Raw genomic sequence first — 15,909 nt, 5'->3', positions numbered from 1 at the left:
CTCCTCCCGCCCCGCCACTCGGAGCCCCCCCCGAGCCCCCCTCCGTACTCCGTTCGTCCGCCGCACACCCCGAGCACAACCGTGCGGACATCGCAGCGCTTGCACCCAATGCGACGATCAATGCCGCTGCGACTACTGAGCGCATTGGCTGCTTACTGAAGGAGCCCAGCCAGTGCGCCTATCGGTTTGGCGCCCGGTTGAAAGTCTGCTCGAGGGATGTTCCGGAAGACGATGTCGCCGGTCGGGCTTCGCTTTGCGACCGCAATCGCAGCGCTCTGACGCCCTTCCGCAGGGAAGAGCAGGCGTCCGGATTCGGGGTCAACCGTCCATGCAACGACTTGGCCGGCCCCTCCGTTCGCTGTCGAAGGATCGAATAGGACGTAGAGGCTATGCCCAACGGTGGAGGGCCCGCTGAACGCGAGGAGCAGCAGACCTTCGGCGGTCACCGACACGAAACCCGAGGTGGCGCCCGCATCCGCTTTTGTGGCGAACCGGGACACTTCACTCGCTGCGCCGGTACGCTTGATCCGAACTAGCCTGAACTCGGCCTCCTTCTGCCCCGCTATCACGTCGAGCAGATACAGCGAATCATCAGCCATCCGGTATGCAAGGCTTCTCTCCTTGCCGCTGGCGTCGACTCCAGTAAGCGGAGTGTCGAGGACCGCGCTCCCGATGAGATCGACTGTGATGAGTCGCTCAATTCCACTCTCTCGGCCGACGACATACAGCTCGCTTCGCCGTCCGCTCATGGCGCGAACGCTACGACTCCGCACCACGTCACACTCGGGCCGGGTCGGAGGACACACGTCGCGAGTCGTGAAGGCCAGCCCAGATGGAGTCTCGAGCACATCTCCGACGGGCAGCAGGGTCTCGCTGTCCAGCAGCACGCCCCGAGTCCCGATACCTTGCGCACGAAGCGCGTCAGACGGTTCCGACGCAGACACGATCGACCGGGTGACGCCGAGACTTGCAAGCGTCGCCCTCGTCGCTGCGCTCAGCTCGTTTCCAACCTCAACGGCGACGTTTTTCGCCGGGCCCGGCCCGGCGAACGCCCCGAGGACGAGCAACACTTCGGTCGGACTCGGCGCAATCCAGCCCGCGGGTTCGGGGAAGGGGCACTTGGGGCAGAGAGGGAAGTCCAGGTACGCCAGGCTTGGCATTTGCACCAAGCCGAGCGAGAAGAACGACATCCCGAATCGCGGGTTCAGGTCTTGCGTGTAGTACCGCGCTGCGAAGTCTGCCTTCGCGCCGGCCAATGCGACGCCACCCATGGCCCGCGTCGACGCCCATCCAACGCCATCCAGCGCGTCAGCAATCGGCTGGAGCTCGCTCGCCTTGCTGACTCCCCCCGTCGGTGCACTGAAGCTGATGCCGAACTGCCCAAGGTCCTGCTCGAACCACCATCGCGTGGTGACCAAGGGGCTGACCGAGGGCGCGTAGGTCGACTTGTACTCCACGTTTCTGGCGGTCTTCGGCGAGTAGACCTGGCCGGGCGCGCCACCAGGGACGGTGGTGGTGATCGCCATGAATGCGGATGGAGTCGTGGCTCCGGTCTTGCTCGGGAACGTCTTCGCCTGCCCGATGACGCATCGAGGAGTCCCAATTACGGGGAAGCTCACACAGTTGAGCAGGCGTTGAGCGGGGGTGGCATGCGGAAAGTCGCATGGACAATGCGCCAGTTCCGTGACGCCGGCGGAGCCCGAGCTCGGTCCCGCTACGATCCCTCTCCACTTCACGCTCGTATCGACCAGAATCGGGCAACTCTTCGTCACAAGCGGCCCCGGCTGGCAGGCTCCGTCTGCGGCGAACGAAACCTTGAGGCCCTCCGGCTCCGCTTGCGCGTCTGCGCAAGGCACTTCGTCGCACGCGTCCCCGAGGACCAAGGTGCCGGAGTCGCCCGGGAGCACAGCGCCGGCTGCTAGCTCCGCGTCCACGTTGCAGTTGGTCTGCGTCGCGTTCGGGGTGTTCGGGCAGTTGTCGCCCGGGGTCTTGCTGCAGACGGTCCCACACCCGAGGAGCGTCGAGTCGCAAAGACAAACGCCGTCCTTGTCTCCGTCCGCAAAAGGATCTTTCTCCGCCGGCGAGCAGGGACAGTCGTCGCAAACGTCGGGAAGACCGTCCGAGTCCGCGTCTAGAGAGGTGAAGTCGTTGACCGCACAGGGGTCGCACTGGTCCCCGATCCCATCCTCGTCTTGGTCTGCTTGATCAGGGTTGGAGGCTGAAACGCAATTGTCGCAGCCAGCGCCGACGCCATCGCCGTCGCCATCGGCGTGGGACCCGAAAACAGCGACGCACGGATCGCTGTAGTCCGGGACACCGTCAGAATCGTGATCTTGGAACTGGGCCAGAAAAGCCTTTGTCGAGGGCGCAGTCAGACGCGCGAAGAAGAATCCGCCGTTCGGGCGGCCATCCACCGCCCCTCGCGTTGCATGCACGCCGACGACAGTCTGCACTGCTACCAACGGGTCATCCTTCAAGAAGATGTCCGTTGTGAACGGCGGAAACGGGCCGACGAAATCCGGCCCCCCGGAGTCACCGGCGAGAGTTTGCGAACCGGTGGCTGGATTCACGATGTGGACCAGATCACCTTCCGCCAGGCTGCCCTGGTACTGAGTGCCTGGGTAGTTGGGTCTGCCGATGTAGTTGACGACCGCCGATGCGAACCGAGGCTGCTCGCCAACCGGAAGCGCCAGGCCCGAACTGGTTTCGCCGTAACCTCCGAACGAGAGCAGATGACCGTGCCATCGACACACCCCCGGGTCCTCGGGTGCCGCGGCGTAGCATTGCGCGAGGAACTGCGGATCAGCTTCGGCGGGTGACTTAACCGGGTGCGTGGTCGCGATGCGCATCGGCTGGGCCAGTCCCAGTCCTACGTGGTGAGGCAACCGGATGGCCGCCACGTCCCAGTACGACACGTAGTTCAGCCCGGCGACCCAGTTTGGGTGCACGAACACGTTGCTTGCGTCGATCGAGAACTTGACGAAAGGCGAGGGTGCCCCCGGCGGCAGTCCCGCCGCATTATCGAACCGAACCTTGACTTCGCCAGTCTTGAGGACGAACTGGTGCGCGGGCGCGATATCGACATTCACGTCCACGCAGTGCGCGGCCAACAGAACCACGTCGGGAGAGACCATCACGCCGCTGCAGCCGACCGCTCCGGTGATGCGGACGACACCCGAGAAGATTCGCTGAACGTCGAAGCCACCGTTCTGGACCGACTGCGAGACGGAACCTACGTGCTCAGGGGGACCGGAGCGCCGCGACGTGGCGTTCTCTGTGCAGGAGGCAGCGACCGGTGCGAGCGCAGCGAGAGAGCTGATGCTCAGCGCTCGCCGAAGCCTATGTTCCAAGACGCCCCGCATCATGGCAACCTCCTCGCAGCGAAACCGCCGGTTCAAGTGATGCTCGCGCCGTGCGAAGACTATGTCAACGTGCAGCCACGAGCTTGACAGCGGCGTGCTGCGGCAGATTCGAGTCTACGGCGTGCTCACCTGCAACCTGTACGGGAACGTCACCAAGCCCGCTTTGGACGAAGCGGACACCCTGAGGTACCGGCTCGCGGCACCCCCCGCCCCCCACAACTTCGAGCCGAGCACAGAGGCCCTCACCGCCGTCGTCGTCACTCGCGAGCAGAGCCGTCCCCGTGGCGTCGAGCATTTCGATCTGGATGTCGAGCGCCCCGCTCGCGCATGCCGACGAATCGAGCTCGAGTGCTTCGACCACCGTTGGCTGCGTGCCGACCGCTAGCTCGACGATGTCACTGTCCCCGATCGGCGATATCTCCGCGTAGAACGGTTGCACCAGCTCGTTGGCCTGCGCGATCACGTCGTTCGGCTCAGTCTCGGTTGCTTCCACACGGCAATCGGCCGTGCACCCATCGTTGGGGTTCACGTTCCCGTCGTCGCATCCTCATTGCTCGACCGGTAGCCGTCGCCGCAGTGTGGACATCCGTTCGAGTCGGGGCACTCCATTTGCGACAGCTCCGACGAGCAACCGGACATGAGAAGAGCCATGGCGGTGATGCCAGCGAAAGGGAAACGTATGCGGCACGGTCCGTTGGCGAGTTGGCACTGCACAGGCTCGATACCGTGTCGACGCATGGACCCCAGCTCGAGTGTGCAAGGCGTTGTCCGCGGCTGCAAGGCGTCAGGCCGGCGGCTTGGGCGATGGCCGTCAGCGCGGCGCCCCGCCTCAGGAACTTCCTGAAGCAAGCTGCTGTCACCCGGGCTCAGCTCTTCGAGGCTTAGCGAGCTGCGCTTGCCGCTTAGAGCGAAAACTTGCGGGCCACGTTTCGTGACCGTGAACCTTGGGCTCGGGAAGCCCGGGGCCTGGATCACCGATCGTACCGGGCGAACGCACGCTGAGCTTCAACTCGGCGGACTCGAGCCCCTGCACCAAGCCATCCCGGACCTACGGACCAACGGACTCACGGAGAAGTTGTCCCAGCGACTGTCCCAGCTGTCCCAGCTGCGCGACGACTTCTTCTGTGATGTTCGTGGGACATGAAGGACTTGAACCTTCAGCCAACGGATTAAGAGTCCGCTGCTCTACCAATTGAGCTAATGTCCCAGCCTGATTCGCGTTTCCGCTGTCAGGGAGGGCCCGCTATTACCATGGTGGTCTGGCACGTCAAGCGTCGCTTCACACCCCGGTGAAATGCTGCGGTACCCTCGGCGGGTGAGCGTGTTTCGTTTGCGAGCGCGCGTGCTCCTGGCCCTCGGGCTACCGGGGTTTGCCGGTAGCGCCGCGGCGGGGGCCTGCGCGCCGAGCGCGCCTCCGGGGACGCCCGAGACACCCATCACGAGTGCCGAGCCCCTCGCGGTCACGGCTCCCACTTCCACGTTTGCAGAGCCGCCGCCGGACATCACAACGAGCGACGCCGAAGCGCCACTCGCAGTCACCGATGCCGGTCCCCCGAGACCAGACGCCTCCGCTCTGCCACCCAAACCCGAACCCCCGAAACAGCTGGGTGCGTGGTTCGCGAGCTACAAGCTGCCGCCGGGCGCCGAGAAGTGGTGCACCCATGGCAGCGTGCAGTGTCACCCGGCAAGCTCGACCATTGGAGCACAGGGCGCAGGCAGGACCGCCCTCGGCTGCCCCGCCGTGATCGACGTCGCGTGCCCGTGCACCCCCGCGGGCTGCAACGACTTCGGCGGGCTGTGCCAGGCCAAGTTGCAAACGCCGGTGTCCCTGCGCGAGCGCGCTTCGCACAAGGACGCTTGCTGTTACGATCTGCCACGACAATGCGTGCCGCCCTACGTGGGCCGGCCGTTCCGTTTTGGTGAGCTCCTGGTGCACGCACACGAGTGTGAACGGTCCGATTGGCTGGCGGACGTCGATCTCGAGAGCTTGCGCAGCGCTCCGGCTGCGGAGCGCCAGGCTCGCGCGGAGCTCTGGACCGAGATCGCCGGGCTCGAACACTCTTCCATCGCGTCGTTCGCGAAGGTTGCGCTCGATCTGCTGGCGCTCGGCGCGCCGCCTGAGCTCGTGGCGGCCACACACCACGCGGCCCTCGATGAAATCGAGCACGCCACGCTCGCTTACGCGGTGGCTTCCGCATCGAGCGGCGTCGAGCTGGGCCCCGGCCGATTGCCGATCCCGGGCCTCGTCGAGCACGATCTCGTGAGCTTCGCAGTGGCGACGTTCCGCGACGGCTGCGTCGAAGAGACCACCGGCTCCATCGTCGCGCGGGACCTGGGCGCACGCGAAGCCGAGCCATCGCTCCGCCGTGTGCTCGCCCGCATCGCCGACGACGAGGATCGCCACGCCGAGCTTGCGTGGCGCATGCTCGGGTGGGCCATCGATGTCGGAGGTGTGACAGTGCGCAGGGCGGTCGAAGCGGAGCTCTCAGCGGTCGAGGCCGCGGAGACGAGCGACGAGACACGCTCGGCCGTGCTGCGGTTGTTGGTGCGCCCGTGTGTGGAGGCGCTGGTGGTGAGGGAGCGCGCGAATGGGGCGTTGCGTGCCGCGATGATGACGGGCTGAGCGACGTCGCCGGCGCAACCCAATGCTCAGTTGGCAATCCGACTGCGCGTCAGCGGAACTCGGCGAGATAGCCCTGATTGGTGGAGGTCCAGTAGGCCGCCGCGCGACAGGCGCCCAGCGCAACGATACCTACCGGGCCCGAAGCGGGGCCAAGGTTGGGATCGAGCTGGACCGCGGTCGACCAGGTACCACTTGCTCCTTGGCGGTATCTCGCAAGCAGTCCCGGTTTCCCGTTGCCGGGCACACTGACCACGAAGGCGTTACCAAGACCGTTGACCGACGCCGCGCCGTTCCCGTCTCCAACCGTCAACTTTGGCTGCCAGAGGCCCGTCGTGGGTTCGAAGGCGTCGGTGCTCACCGAAGACGGGCCAGCGGTGAAGGGGAACGCAAAATCATTCCAGAACAACGTCATCACGTCTTTGTCGTCAACGAAGAGATCAGCGATCTCCAGTGGGTGACCCACTGGGATACCCGCCGTCGCGACCCAGGCCTTTGCAGCCTTGGAGTAGCGGGCAGCGGAGAGCGCAGTCGTGAAGAGGAACGTGGTGCTGTACGGAGTACGCTTTCCCCAGACAAGCAGCGCATTGCCCGAATGATCGAAACGGACGAAGGGATCGCCGGCATCGGTCGAAGAGCCGAGAGGCGCACCGTTTTGCTCCTTCCAAAAGCCTGTGGCGATCGGTTCCTGAGCACCCCAACCCGCCGCTGATGTCCACCGCAGGGCTCCGACGGCCCAGGTGAAATCGCCCGGCTGGCCTCCGTATGTGCGATAGACCTGCGCGACAATTGTTTCGCCGTTCGGCCCGAACGCAACGTCGGGTACCGGGGCTCCGAATTGTTTTGGTCCGGGAGCGCCCAGCGTCGCCGGGGCACTCCATGTGCTGGTGGCGGCGTCGTAGTGAACGACGGCGTCCGGGTAGCCGTTCGCCGACCCACACGTTGCGACCAGATCCCCGCCGGGGCTAGCGAAGAGCCGCTGTCCTCCGTCCGGCTTCCCGCAGCTCGGAAGCGCCGCGGTCTTCGAGCTTCCGGATGCAGCGAAGTACATCGTCACGCCACTCGCTGTGACGCCGACTACGATGCCATCTCGGTCGATCTTCCAGGACCCTTGAGGAAGTGCGACCGGGCCTTCCCAAGTATCGGAAGCCGCGACATAGCGGAGCAGCCCTCCCTCGGTCAGGAAATATGCGTTCCCTTTCGAGTCGGCGGTGGCCCCGTACACCTTCGTCTGTTTTGGGGCTTGCCAACTGTTCGCCGCGCACGCAACGCTGCCTCCGGAACCGGCCGCACCTCCGCTGCCGGCCGCACCGCTCGACCCGCCTGCGGCGCTCGACCCGCCGCTGCCACCCGTCGCGCCCGAGCCGCCCGAGCCGGAGGTGCCGCCCGTACCCCCAGATGCGTCCGGCACGCACTGCCACTTCCCGTCGCTTGCGGAGCAGGTGAAGCCGGGCGCGCAAGCATTCGCCGCCTGTCGGCAGTCCCCCGCGGGCGAAGAGCTCGCGCTGCCCCCGCTCGAGCACGCGTTCGAAATCACCAGAACCAACGCCGAACCAACGCCAATGGGTAGTCTGACCAAGCGCATCGTAGCTCCCTCGTATCTGGATCTCGAACCCGAGCGAGGGTGCCAACCGGGACGGCCTGCTATCCCCTATCAGGGAAAGTACTGTACGATTGGGGCACAAATCAATCCATTGGGGGAGTAATGAGCGCCAGAGGTGACACGGGGTCGGTTCGAGCGGGGCGCCGTCGCGTCTTCGCCATCGCAATCGTCATCGCCGCGTACGCGAGCATCGCGGGCTGCACGTCCAGCGACGAAGCGCAGAAGCCGTCGGTCGTCCAAGACGCCGGTGTCGGAGCGAGCGCAACCATCGGGCCTGCCGGCGGAACCGTCGCGTTGGCGAACGGTGCGTTCAGCATCGAGATCCCACCCGGCGCGCTGACCACCGACACGCTCATCAAGATCCTTCCCGTCGCGTCACCGCCGTCCGGCGCGCAAGGCCCCGCCTACGATCTTCAGCCTCAAGGTCTCGCGTTCCTGGTCCCGGTGCGGTTGACGTTCCAGGTCAGTGCGGACGCGCCGACACCCCTGAGTGCCCTCAGGGTCGCTCGCCACGAGTCCGGCAGCTGGCAGCCCGTTGGGGCGAGCGAAGTCGGCAGCGAGAGCTCACGGCTCTCGGCCGAGACGCAACACTTCAGCCTGTACTCGTATTTGAAGTTCAGCTGCAGCACCCACGCGGACTGCAAGTCCCCCGAGCGCTGCCTCGACGACGGAAACTGCGGGATCCCCTGCGGCCCCATTCCGTCCAACGAATGTCCGGCGTTCACCAACTGCGTCGACGGCCGATGTGTCGTCCAGTCTTGCGTCACGTCAGACGCGTGTGGATGGCCGCACAAGAATTGCATCGCTGGACTCTCCAGCGCGTTCGGCACCTGCGGCGCCCCGCGTTGCAATGAGGATTCGAACAACGCGGTATCCCAGCTCTGCACGCCCCCGGGCACGCACGAACTGGCCTGTTACAACTCCCCCGGCAGCCTCGACGGAGCTTGCTGGTTCATTCGGTGTGACGGCGGGACACCGTGTCCGTCCGGCTACGCTTGCCTGTTCGGTGACTGCGTGGACGAAAACGCAGGCTGCGTGTGCGGCACGAACAACTGCCCCTGCAGCGCGGGCTCGGACGCTGGCGTCGATGCAGCGAGCGGAGGCGCTGGTGGAACTCTGTCCACTGGAGGGGCCGGCGGCGGCGGTGGCACGTCCGCGAGTGGCGGAACGGGAACTGGCGGGGCGAGCGGAGGAAGCGGGGGCGCGAGCGGGGGTGCTGGTGGCGCCGATGCCGGGCCGATCACCTGCCCCAACACGAACTTCCAGAGTTGTACCGGGCCAACCGTGGGCTACCCCGGCGCGGGCAGTGCCACCGTGAAGTGTTCGGATGGTGTCAATCGCACCATCACCTGCACGGGACCCAACGGTCTCGGCAAGTACGTTTGCTCCTGCGACGGTGGGCCGGCAGTGTCGACCACCGGGATCTTCTGCGGTGCGGGAGGCAACATCGAAGCGAACACGAACTTGATGTGCGCCCCAACGTGCACGCCGTGCACTGCCGAAGCGAGTTGCCCCACTGGCAACAAGTGCCTACCGAGCGGTTGCTGTTGGCCGTGTTTGTTCACGACGTTGAGCTGCAACGCTGACGTCGACTGTTGTGCGATCCCGGGCGCATGCCCTACGGGTCCGAGCAACCCGCCACCCGGTCTCTGCGCGACGATCGGCAACGGCTGCAAGCAGTGCCAGGTATTTTAGCATTCACATGCCCACCATCTCTTGAACACGGTTGACGAGGAGCCATGCCCAAACCGCTACATCACGTCTTGTCCGCCCGACTGTTCGCTCTCGCCATTTCGGTCGGCGCGGTCGGCGCGTGCGAGTCCAAGTCCACGCCGGAGCAGAGCAATCCTGGCGCCTGCACCGGTGAGTGCGTCGAGGCCGACATCGGCCCCGAGGGCGGCGTTCTCACATCGCACGACGGCAGCGTCACGCTGGAAATCCCGGCGGGAGCGCTCGCACAGGCAGTGCAGCTCAGGATCAGTCCTGCAGCCAATGCACCCGCCGGCTCGCTGGTTCAGGCCTACGCTATCGAACCATCTGGCACGGTCTTCGCGAAACCTGCCGTGCTCGCGTTCACGGGCCCAACCATCACCCACACGGAGACCGGGATGCCGCGAGTGGCTGTCGCCGAGGGCGGCGGCTGGCGCACGCTTTCGGGTGGCTCGTACGTTCCCGACGCGACAGGAGTGACGGGACACCTGCTGCATCTGTCAACCTACGGCGTGGTCGAAGCAGAGCCGGAGGCGGCTGGGCAACCGGCGTGCAGTTGCGTGCCCGACAAACGACAAATGTGTTGCGACAAGGCGAACGGCACATACCTCGCCCCGTGCAGCTGCGCCTGGACGGTGTTCTCGGCGATGGAAGAAGACGGCGCTTGGACTGACCTCGACTGCCTGATCCAGGAGGGACTGTTCACCCCGAGCGCGCACGGAAAGTGCGCCCTGGATTGCTGCCGGAGTCTGCCGGGGAAACTCATGGCGTCGGACGGGAGCTCGGTGGTTTGCCAGTATTCGACGCCTAGCTTCAAATCGTTCGACGTGTGTGTGTCGAAGTGTCCTGCTTGGGAAGAACCGCCTTGCAAGGGCGGGGGTACTGGCGGCAGCGGCGGGGCGGCAGGCGCTGGTGGAAGCGGCGGAACTGGCACCGGCGGAACTGGCGGGGCGAGCGGAGGAACCGGAGGAACTGGCGGGGCGAGCGGAGGCACCGGCGGCACGAGCGGCGGGAGCGGAGGCACCGGCGGCACGAGCGGCGGGAGCGGAGGCACCGGAGGCGCGACGTGCGCGTGCGATGTGGATCCGGTCACCTGCGATCTGAACTGTCCGTGCGATCCGCTGTGCAAGTGCGCGTGCGATGTGGATCCGATCTGCAGCGACTCCACTTGTGTGTGCGATCCACAATGCTCGCCGTGCGCGGGCGCGCTGGGGTGCAGCGTCGTTGGAGCTGCATGTCCCATGCTGGACGGGCAATGCGGGGTTGGATTCTCCTCGGGCGTGTGCGCCCCAGCGAAGCTGCCCGCGGGCTGCCTCAGCTGCCAGTGTCCCCCGTAGCGATGCAGACCAGCCACGAGCCGTCACGTCGTAACTTAGCGCGCCCCAAGGGATTCGAACCCCTGACCCTCGGTTCCGAAGACCGATGCTCTATCCAGCTGAGCTAGGGGCGCTTGCCCCCCTCTTCCCGCGCCCGGCGGCTCTCGTCAAGCCGAGCGCGTTGTTCTAGCGTCCCACGCGATGCCCAGCGCTTCGGTGCCGCCGCCGGCTGAGGCGATCCAGCCCGACCGCGTGGTGGACCCCGATGGTTGGCTGGTCATCACGTCGTGGGTCGTGATCGCGCTGTCGGCTGCGCAGATCCTGCTGCTGTCGTTCGGGCGCGACCAGGGCATCTACGCCACCGTCGCCGACGGCATCCTGCGCGGACAGATGCCATATCGGGATGTCTGGGACTTCAAACCCCCCGGCATCTACGTCGTCTACGCCCTGGCTCAGGCCCTGTTCGGCAAGACCATGCTCGCGCCCCGCCTGCTCGAGGTCGCCGGTCTGATCGGCATGATCTTCGGTTTCATGCGCCTGTCGGAGGTCTTCTTCGGAGTCAAACGCGTCGAGATCGTGGGGGGCGCGGTCGCGGCGCTGATCCACGCCCAGCTCGAGTTCTGGCACACGGCGCAACCCGAGACCTTCGGAGGCTTTCTGACCGTGTGGGCGCTGGTGCTCACCGCCGCCGAAGGCAAACGCAGTCGCCGCCTCTGGCGCTGGCTCGCCATCGGTGCGCTCTTCGGTTGTGCGTTCTTGCTCAAACCACCGCTCGGCGGCGGTGCCATCGTGTGTGCGCTCTTTCTTTCCCGGGACGAGTGGGCGCGCGAAGGCAAATGGCAGGCAGCGGTCTTGCCGTTCGCGGTCATCGCCGTCGGCAGCCTCTTTCCCATCGCCGCCTGCGGGCTCTGGTTCAAAATGCGCGGCGCCTGGGACGCCCTCTCGTGGACCCTGTTCGAGTTCACGCCGGGATACACCAAACTCGGCTGGACCAACCGCAGCGCGCCGGAGATGTTCTACTGGGGAACGGAGGAGCTCTTCTTCCGCTTCTCGGCCCTTGCCGCCGCCGGCTTCATCGCTGCCATCGTGATCCGGCCGATGCACGAGAGCGAACGGCGTGGCCTGTTCCTCTTGCTCGGTGTGATCGCCATCCATCTGGCGGGCATCGCCCTGCAAGGCAAATTCTTCCAGTATCACTACGCCGCGACGTTGCCGTTGCTCGCGCTGCTCGGGGGCTTGGGCCTGTACAAACTCTGGCGCCGCACGCTGGGCACCGGCGCGACCGGCGTCGTGGCCTTCATGGCGTTCGTGGTGGTCGCCACCAGCATGCGGATCGCGGTGCGGGATCTCGGCAGCTTCTGGGATCGCGCAGTCCTGCGCACGGGCTATCTGCTGCGCATGGGCCCGATCAACTCCCGCGAGCTGCTCGACAAGGAGCTCTACCGCGTCGCCGACTACAACCTGGACGCGGACCGGCAGGTGGCGCTCGAGGTGCAGCGGCGCACCGCGCCCGGCACCAAGATCTTCGTCTGGGGTTTCGAGCCGGGCATCTACTGGATGTCGGACCGGCAGGCCTCGACCCGCTACATCTACGACGTGCCACAGCGAGTGTCGTGGGGGCGTGAACGAGCCCGCGCGGAGTTGATTGCGGAGCTGAAGCAGAACCCCCCCGCGCTCTTCATCACCCAGCGGGGTGACCGCTTCACCTGGGTCACCGGGGACGACTACGACTCGGCCGAGGCGCTCGTCCATTTTCCGGAGCTGCTCCGGATCGTGAGCGACGAGTTCGAGCTGGCGGTGACGATCGAGGACTTCGACGTCTACACACGCAAGGGCGAAAAGCCCCAGTAGAGCCCGCACTACCGGGCCGCGAACCCGCGCTTCATTGATCGGGCAGCGCGGGCAGCGCGGTTTCTGCCGCGCGACCGAGCAACCAGCCGTCGACACACAGCGCGCGCCCCGCGACGTCCCGCGTGGAGAGCCTCAACTCCACGTCGTGTTCGGCGCCTGCGAGGCGCGCCGTGTCGACGATCACCAAGCGGGTCCCCGGCAGGTTCGGCAACCAGAAGGAGCCAACCGGGCCGCCATCGACGAAGAGCTCGACCCGGGCGCGCTTTCTGCCCCAGACCATGCCCGAATCGTCGAAGCGGCAACCAGCGCCAGCTTGTCGGTGAAGGTCGCGCGGACGCTCGCCGTCGCCGGGTGCTCGCGGGACGGTGCGGTCCAGATCATCGAACGCATCACCCCACCCAGACGACAGGGTCGGGCAGGAGCGCTGCCGGGGAGCCCACTCAGCGCCTGAAGCACACTCGGCGTCGAGACACCGAGCAGACGATAGTGCCCGAGTCGGCGATCTTCGAGCGGCCTTCCCAGCTTGCGAAACTCACGCAAGATCTCGTTCTCGCGCCCCGTGCGCAGCGTGAACCAGGCCGTCTCGTGTCCGAAAACCCCGTAGGGACCGAAGGCGGGATCGAGCGGCTCGCGAGCGGTGGGCCCGGGCGGCGCCGAGGTGGCGAAGAGGGGTTTGGCGTGAATGAACGCCACGTTCCAGTCCGCGCGATCGACCAGCACATCACCCGGTTTCATGCGGTTCGCGAGCAGCTCGCGCGCGAGCGATGCGCCCGCAACGCTGTGAGCCACCGCGAGGGTTCTGACCAGGTAGAGCGCGGCGAGCCCCGAGAGCAAGAGGCCCGCGAGCGCGAGGCGGAGCCTCCACTTCGCTGGCGCGCGCTGCGCCGGCGCCTTCGCAGCCAACGCGCGCGTCGCGCTCGGATTGCCGGTCAGCGTGTCGTCGCTTGCCACAGCGAACGCCGCGAACAGCGCAGCCCAGATAGAAGCTGTCCCAGATGATGCCGTTGAACATCACGAAGAGCACGTAGGCCGTACCAAGCGGGCGATGACCCGGCGACGTCCGCGCACGAACACGGCGATCAGCAAGAAGAGTGCAGGCAGCGCGACCTGCGCTCGCGGCATCCACTTGGTCTTGTGTGCGCGGTAGAGCGGACCTGAAAATCCGAACTTCTCCCAGAACCAACCTCCGTGCACCGGGCCGTACTCGACCAGCCAGCGGAAGGTGCCGAACCAGAAGGCGTCCGGGTTGCGCCACACGAAAGCACGAGCAGCGCGGCGGTCACGACTCCCGTCAGCGCAACGCGCGAGAGCGCCAGCGCGCCACCCGAGATCGCGCAGCATTGCCACGATCACGAACGGAGCGACCACCGCTGCGAAGTGTCGCGTCGCGAGGGCGATACCGAGAGCAAACGCCGCCAACCACCAGTTCTTCTTCAGGGTCGCCGCGAGCACGATGGCGAGCACGAACCACCAGGCGTGGGGCTCGGCGTAGATGCCGTTCCACGCCATGCTCGGGCTGAACAGCCAGGCTGCGCCAAAGCCGATGGCGGCGCCTTGCGCGTGCTCACGCCGCGCGGGCCGCAAGCCCGAGGCAGCCCAGAACAATCCGCCCACGACCGCGGCGTCGGCGACGAGCCCCATCAAGCGAAAGTCGAGCGCGCCGAACCAGCGCGGCAGACTCCAGAGCAGCCACATGCCCGGCAGGTACGTGAGCGGCACCACACTGCCCGGTTGCATCTGGTGCAGCCCGTAGGGATTGCGGCCCGAGAAGAAGGCGTCCTGCGCGCTCTTCACCATGGCAGCATGTCGCGGGTGCTGGGATCGATCTTCCAGGTCTCGAGGCCCACGTAGCGCAGGCCGAGACCGGCGCCGAGCAGCGCGAGCATGCGCACGAGCGGCGGCACGCGGGGCAGGAACAACAGCGCGCAGAGCACGACCGCCGCCGAGAGCGTCACGGGAGTCGAGGCCGGGGCGCCCGTAGGGCAAGACAGGCAGCCTTGCACACGCAGCTGGCCGACCTGGTGTGCGAGCAGGCCGAGGGCCATCAGGATGCCGAGGCGTTCCACATCGCGGCCAGTCGAACGCCCGTGGAGCAAGCGCAGGCCGAACGCCACGGGATAGGCGGCCAGCATCGGCGTGTACAAGAAGAGCTCGCGCTGACGCTGATTGGCGAGCGTTGGCATCGGGTGGGTCTTGGGCGCGACAGTGGCAGGAGCGCCTGCGCCATCAGCCACAGGCCAGCGGCGACCGCGAACAGACCAAGCGCACGGCCAATCCACACCAGCCAGCGCGGCGGCTCTGGTGGCGTGTGCTCGGGCGGGGAGATCCAGAGTGCGCCAACGAAGACGGCGAGCAGCGCGAAGGTCGCGCCCACGGTGTCGCCGAAGGTGGTGCCAACGTACCTGCAACGACGATCAGCGGCAGAAGCCACAATGAACAGCCCCGCCAAAATCGCCCATTGACCCGAACGCCTTCATGCTGGCGGGGGAAATCCAGCATGGCGTTTCTGCCGGGACCCAGGGTGGTCTGGACGGCCTGCGGTCGTGTGCACCCACCAGCCGGTGACCCGTTATCGCGAGCCGGCGGACCCAAGTGAGACTTCGTACAGGCCCGCGCGTCAGGTTGCGCCAGCCTGCGCAGCGCCGCGAGCAGTGGTTCGATGGCCGGTTCGTCCGTTTGCGGAGCCACGCGCGCCGAGCGCGAGCGCGGCTTTCTCCCGTCGAAACCCCTAGCGCACCAGCGCCGACAGCACCTGCTCTCGAACGCGAGCGGGCTCGGCCCTGGCTTTCCTGGCGTCGGCGCGTTTTCGTTCGATGTGCTCTTCGCCAAAGACCTGCCGCGCAGTGTGGGCGTTGTGCGCGCGTAAAGCAGCCGGAGATTCTTTGCGGGCTGCGCCCCCGAGCGCAATGGCGTGTCGTCTGAGCGTGAGGAAACGCTTCTGCTGCAGCGTCGTCCCTGCGCGTCGGTGAACGTGCATGATTCGCGTCTCGATCCAGGACGGCGCGCTTTCATGTCGACCGGCACGTGTCGCGAGCCGGGTTTCTGGGCCCGACGCTGGCGGGGTTGGTTCGCCCGGTGCGCCGGCGGGTCTCCACCCGAGTAGCTGGTCGATGGCGCGCTTCAGCAGCGCGGCGAGATCGCCGCTCGGCAGGGGCGTGACTGAGCAGGTTCCTGTTTTGGAGCTTCTCGATAGCTCGGCGCCGACGGTGAGCCTTCCGACGCGGTAGCTGGTGGGGAGAGCGGTCTGATCCGCGCGCGAGGCGGTGTCGGCGCGGGAGTTACCTGGCCCGGGCCAGGTCGGCGGGGGCCCGGCGAACCGGGGCGTCGCGGACCCGGCGAACAGTGGCGTCGCGGGCGCGGGCTCGATGCGCTCCGGCACGTCCGGCCGCGGAAACCAGCGCGCGAGGAGCTGTTCGAGCTCCCGCCGGGGTTTCCCGCGAGCCTGTG

At 66.6% G+C, this 15,909-nt stretch carries 12 protein-coding genes, 2 tRNA genes and 1 pseudogene; 5 read left to right on the top strand and 10 right to left on the bottom strand.

The window, feature by feature from the left end:
- Positions 1–152 precede the first annotated feature (152 nt).
- Both IPI67_19580 and IPI67_19575 read right to left on the bottom strand, forming a co-directional pair.
- Positions 153–3,365, bottom strand: a complete 3,213-nt coding sequence (locus IPI67_19580) for a trypsin-like serine protease (GenBank protein ID MBK7582390.1) — start codon at positions 3,363–3,365, stop codon at positions 153–155.
- Between the two features lie 61 nt (positions 3,366–3,426).
- Complete coding sequence (locus IPI67_19575) at positions 3,427–3,891, bottom strand: hypothetical protein (GenBank protein MBK7582389.1); 465 nt, start codon at positions 3,889–3,891, stop codon at positions 3,427–3,429.
- A gap of 408 nt (positions 3,892–4,299) precedes the next feature.
- On the opposite strand from IPI67_19575, the gene IPI67_19570 reads away from it, so the two are divergent.
- Positions 4,300–4,506, top strand: coding sequence for a hypothetical protein (locus IPI67_19570; GenBank protein ID MBK7582388.1), 207 nt, complete (start codon positions 4,300–4,302; stop codon positions 4,504–4,506).
- Here the strand turns inward: IPI67_19570 and IPI67_19565 are convergent.
- A tRNA-Lys gene (locus tag IPI67_19565) sits at positions 4,497–4,569 on the bottom strand. The genes IPI67_19570 and IPI67_19565 overlap by 10 nt on opposite strands.
- 108 nt (positions 4,570–4,677) lie before the next feature.
- Between IPI67_19565 and IPI67_19560 the strand changes: the two genes are divergently transcribed.
- The gene (locus IPI67_19560) at positions 4,678–5,985 is read left to right on the top strand and encodes a hypothetical protein (protein MBK7582387.1); all 1,308 of its coding nucleotides are present in this window, start codon (positions 4,678–4,680) and stop codon (positions 5,983–5,985) included.
- 49 nt (positions 5,986–6,034) lie between these two features.
- Here IPI67_19560 and IPI67_19555 read toward each other — a convergent pair whose 3' ends face one another.
- Positions 6,035–7,567 carry a hypothetical protein gene (locus IPI67_19555; protein MBK7582386.1) on the bottom strand — a complete coding sequence of 511 codons (1,533 nt, stop codon included), beginning with the start codon at positions 7,565–7,567 and terminating at the stop codon, positions 6,035–6,037.
- Positions 7,568–7,687: 120 nt separating this feature from the next.
- Between IPI67_19555 and IPI67_19550 the strand changes: the two genes are divergently transcribed.
- Positions 7,688–9,280 carry a hypothetical protein gene (locus tag IPI67_19550; protein ID MBK7582385.1) on the top strand — a complete coding sequence of 531 codons (1,593 nt, stop codon included), beginning with the start codon at positions 7,688–7,690 and terminating at the stop codon, positions 9,278–9,280.
- Positions 9,281–10,167: 887 nt separating this feature from the next.
- Positions 10,168–10,356: pseudogene (locus IPI67_19545) on the top strand (hypothetical protein).
- A 315-nt stretch (positions 10,357–10,671) separates the two neighbouring features.
- Here IPI67_19545 and IPI67_19540 read toward each other — a convergent pair.
- Positions 10,672–10,745: transfer RNA gene (locus IPI67_19540), tRNA-Arg, on the bottom strand.
- A gap of 67 nt (positions 10,746–10,812) precedes the next feature.
- Between IPI67_19540 and IPI67_19535 the strand changes: the two genes are divergently transcribed.
- On the top strand, positions 10,813–12,462 hold the full coding sequence (locus IPI67_19535; GenBank protein MBK7582384.1) for a glycosyltransferase family 39 protein: 1,650 nt from the start codon (positions 10,813–10,815) through the stop codon (positions 12,460–12,462).
- 31 nt (positions 12,463–12,493) lie between these two features.
- On the opposite strand, the gene IPI67_19530 is transcribed toward IPI67_19535, so the two are convergent.
- The 5 genes from IPI67_19530 to IPI67_19510 form a co-directional block, all read right to left on the bottom strand.
- Positions 12,494–12,646 carry a hypothetical protein gene (locus IPI67_19530; protein MBK7582383.1) on the bottom strand — a complete coding sequence of 51 codons (153 nt, stop codon included), beginning with the start codon at positions 12,644–12,646 and terminating at the stop codon, positions 12,494–12,496.
- Positions 12,643–13,413 carry a hypothetical protein gene (locus tag IPI67_19525; protein ID MBK7582382.1) on the bottom strand — a complete coding sequence of 257 codons (771 nt, stop codon included), beginning with the start codon at positions 13,411–13,413 and terminating at the stop codon, positions 12,643–12,645. The genes IPI67_19530 and IPI67_19525 overlap by 4 nt, the downstream gene beginning before the upstream one ends.
- A 60-nt stretch (positions 13,414–13,473) precedes the next feature.
- Complete coding sequence (locus IPI67_19520) at positions 13,474–14,259, bottom strand: hypothetical protein (GenBank protein ID MBK7582381.1); 786 nt, start codon at positions 14,257–14,259, stop codon at positions 13,474–13,476.
- Positions 14,253–14,645, bottom strand: a complete 393-nt coding sequence (locus tag IPI67_19515) for a hypothetical protein (protein MBK7582380.1) — start codon at positions 14,643–14,645, stop codon at positions 14,253–14,255. Before IPI67_19515 ends, IPI67_19520 begins: the two co-directional genes overlap by 7 nt.
- A 545-nt stretch (positions 14,646–15,190) precedes the next feature.
- Positions 15,191–15,439, bottom strand: coding sequence for a hypothetical protein (locus IPI67_19510; GenBank protein MBK7582379.1), 249 nt, complete (start codon positions 15,437–15,439; stop codon positions 15,191–15,193).
- Between the last annotated feature and the right edge of the window lie 470 nt (positions 15,440–15,909).

The organism is Myxococcales bacterium (genome assembly GCA_016706225.1).
Lineage (GTDB): Bacteria > Myxococcota_A > Polyangia > Polyangiales > Polyangiaceae > JADJKB01.
Note: the sequence above shows the minus strand (reverse complement) of the source record. Positions and strands in the feature narration are given on the sequence as shown.

Coding starts and splice junctions, on each gene's coding strand:
- IPI67_19535 (MBK7582384.1), top strand. CDS start 10,813: ATGCCCAGCGCTTCGGTGCCGCCGCCGGCTGAGGCGATCCAGCCCGAC.
- IPI67_19555 (MBK7582386.1), bottom strand. CDS start 7,567: ATGCGCTTGGTCAGACTACCCATTGGCGTTGGTTCGGCGTTGGTTCTG.
- IPI67_19510 (MBK7582379.1), bottom strand. CDS start 15,439: ATGCACGTTCACCGACGCGCAGGGACGACGCTGCAGCAGAAGCGTTTC.
- IPI67_19520 (MBK7582381.1), bottom strand. CDS start 14,259: ATGGTGAAGAGCGCGCAGGACGCCTTCTTCTCGGGCCGCAATCCCTAC.
- IPI67_19580 (MBK7582390.1), bottom strand. CDS start 3,365: ATGATGCGGGGCGTCTTGGAACATAGGCTTCGGCGAGCGCTGAGCATC.
- IPI67_19515 (MBK7582380.1), bottom strand. CDS start 14,645: ATGCCAACGCTCGCCAATCAGCGTCAGCGCGAGCTCTTCTTGTACACG.
- IPI67_19550 (MBK7582385.1), top strand. CDS start 7,688: ATGAGCGCCAGAGGTGACACGGGGTCGGTTCGAGCGGGGCGCCGTCGC.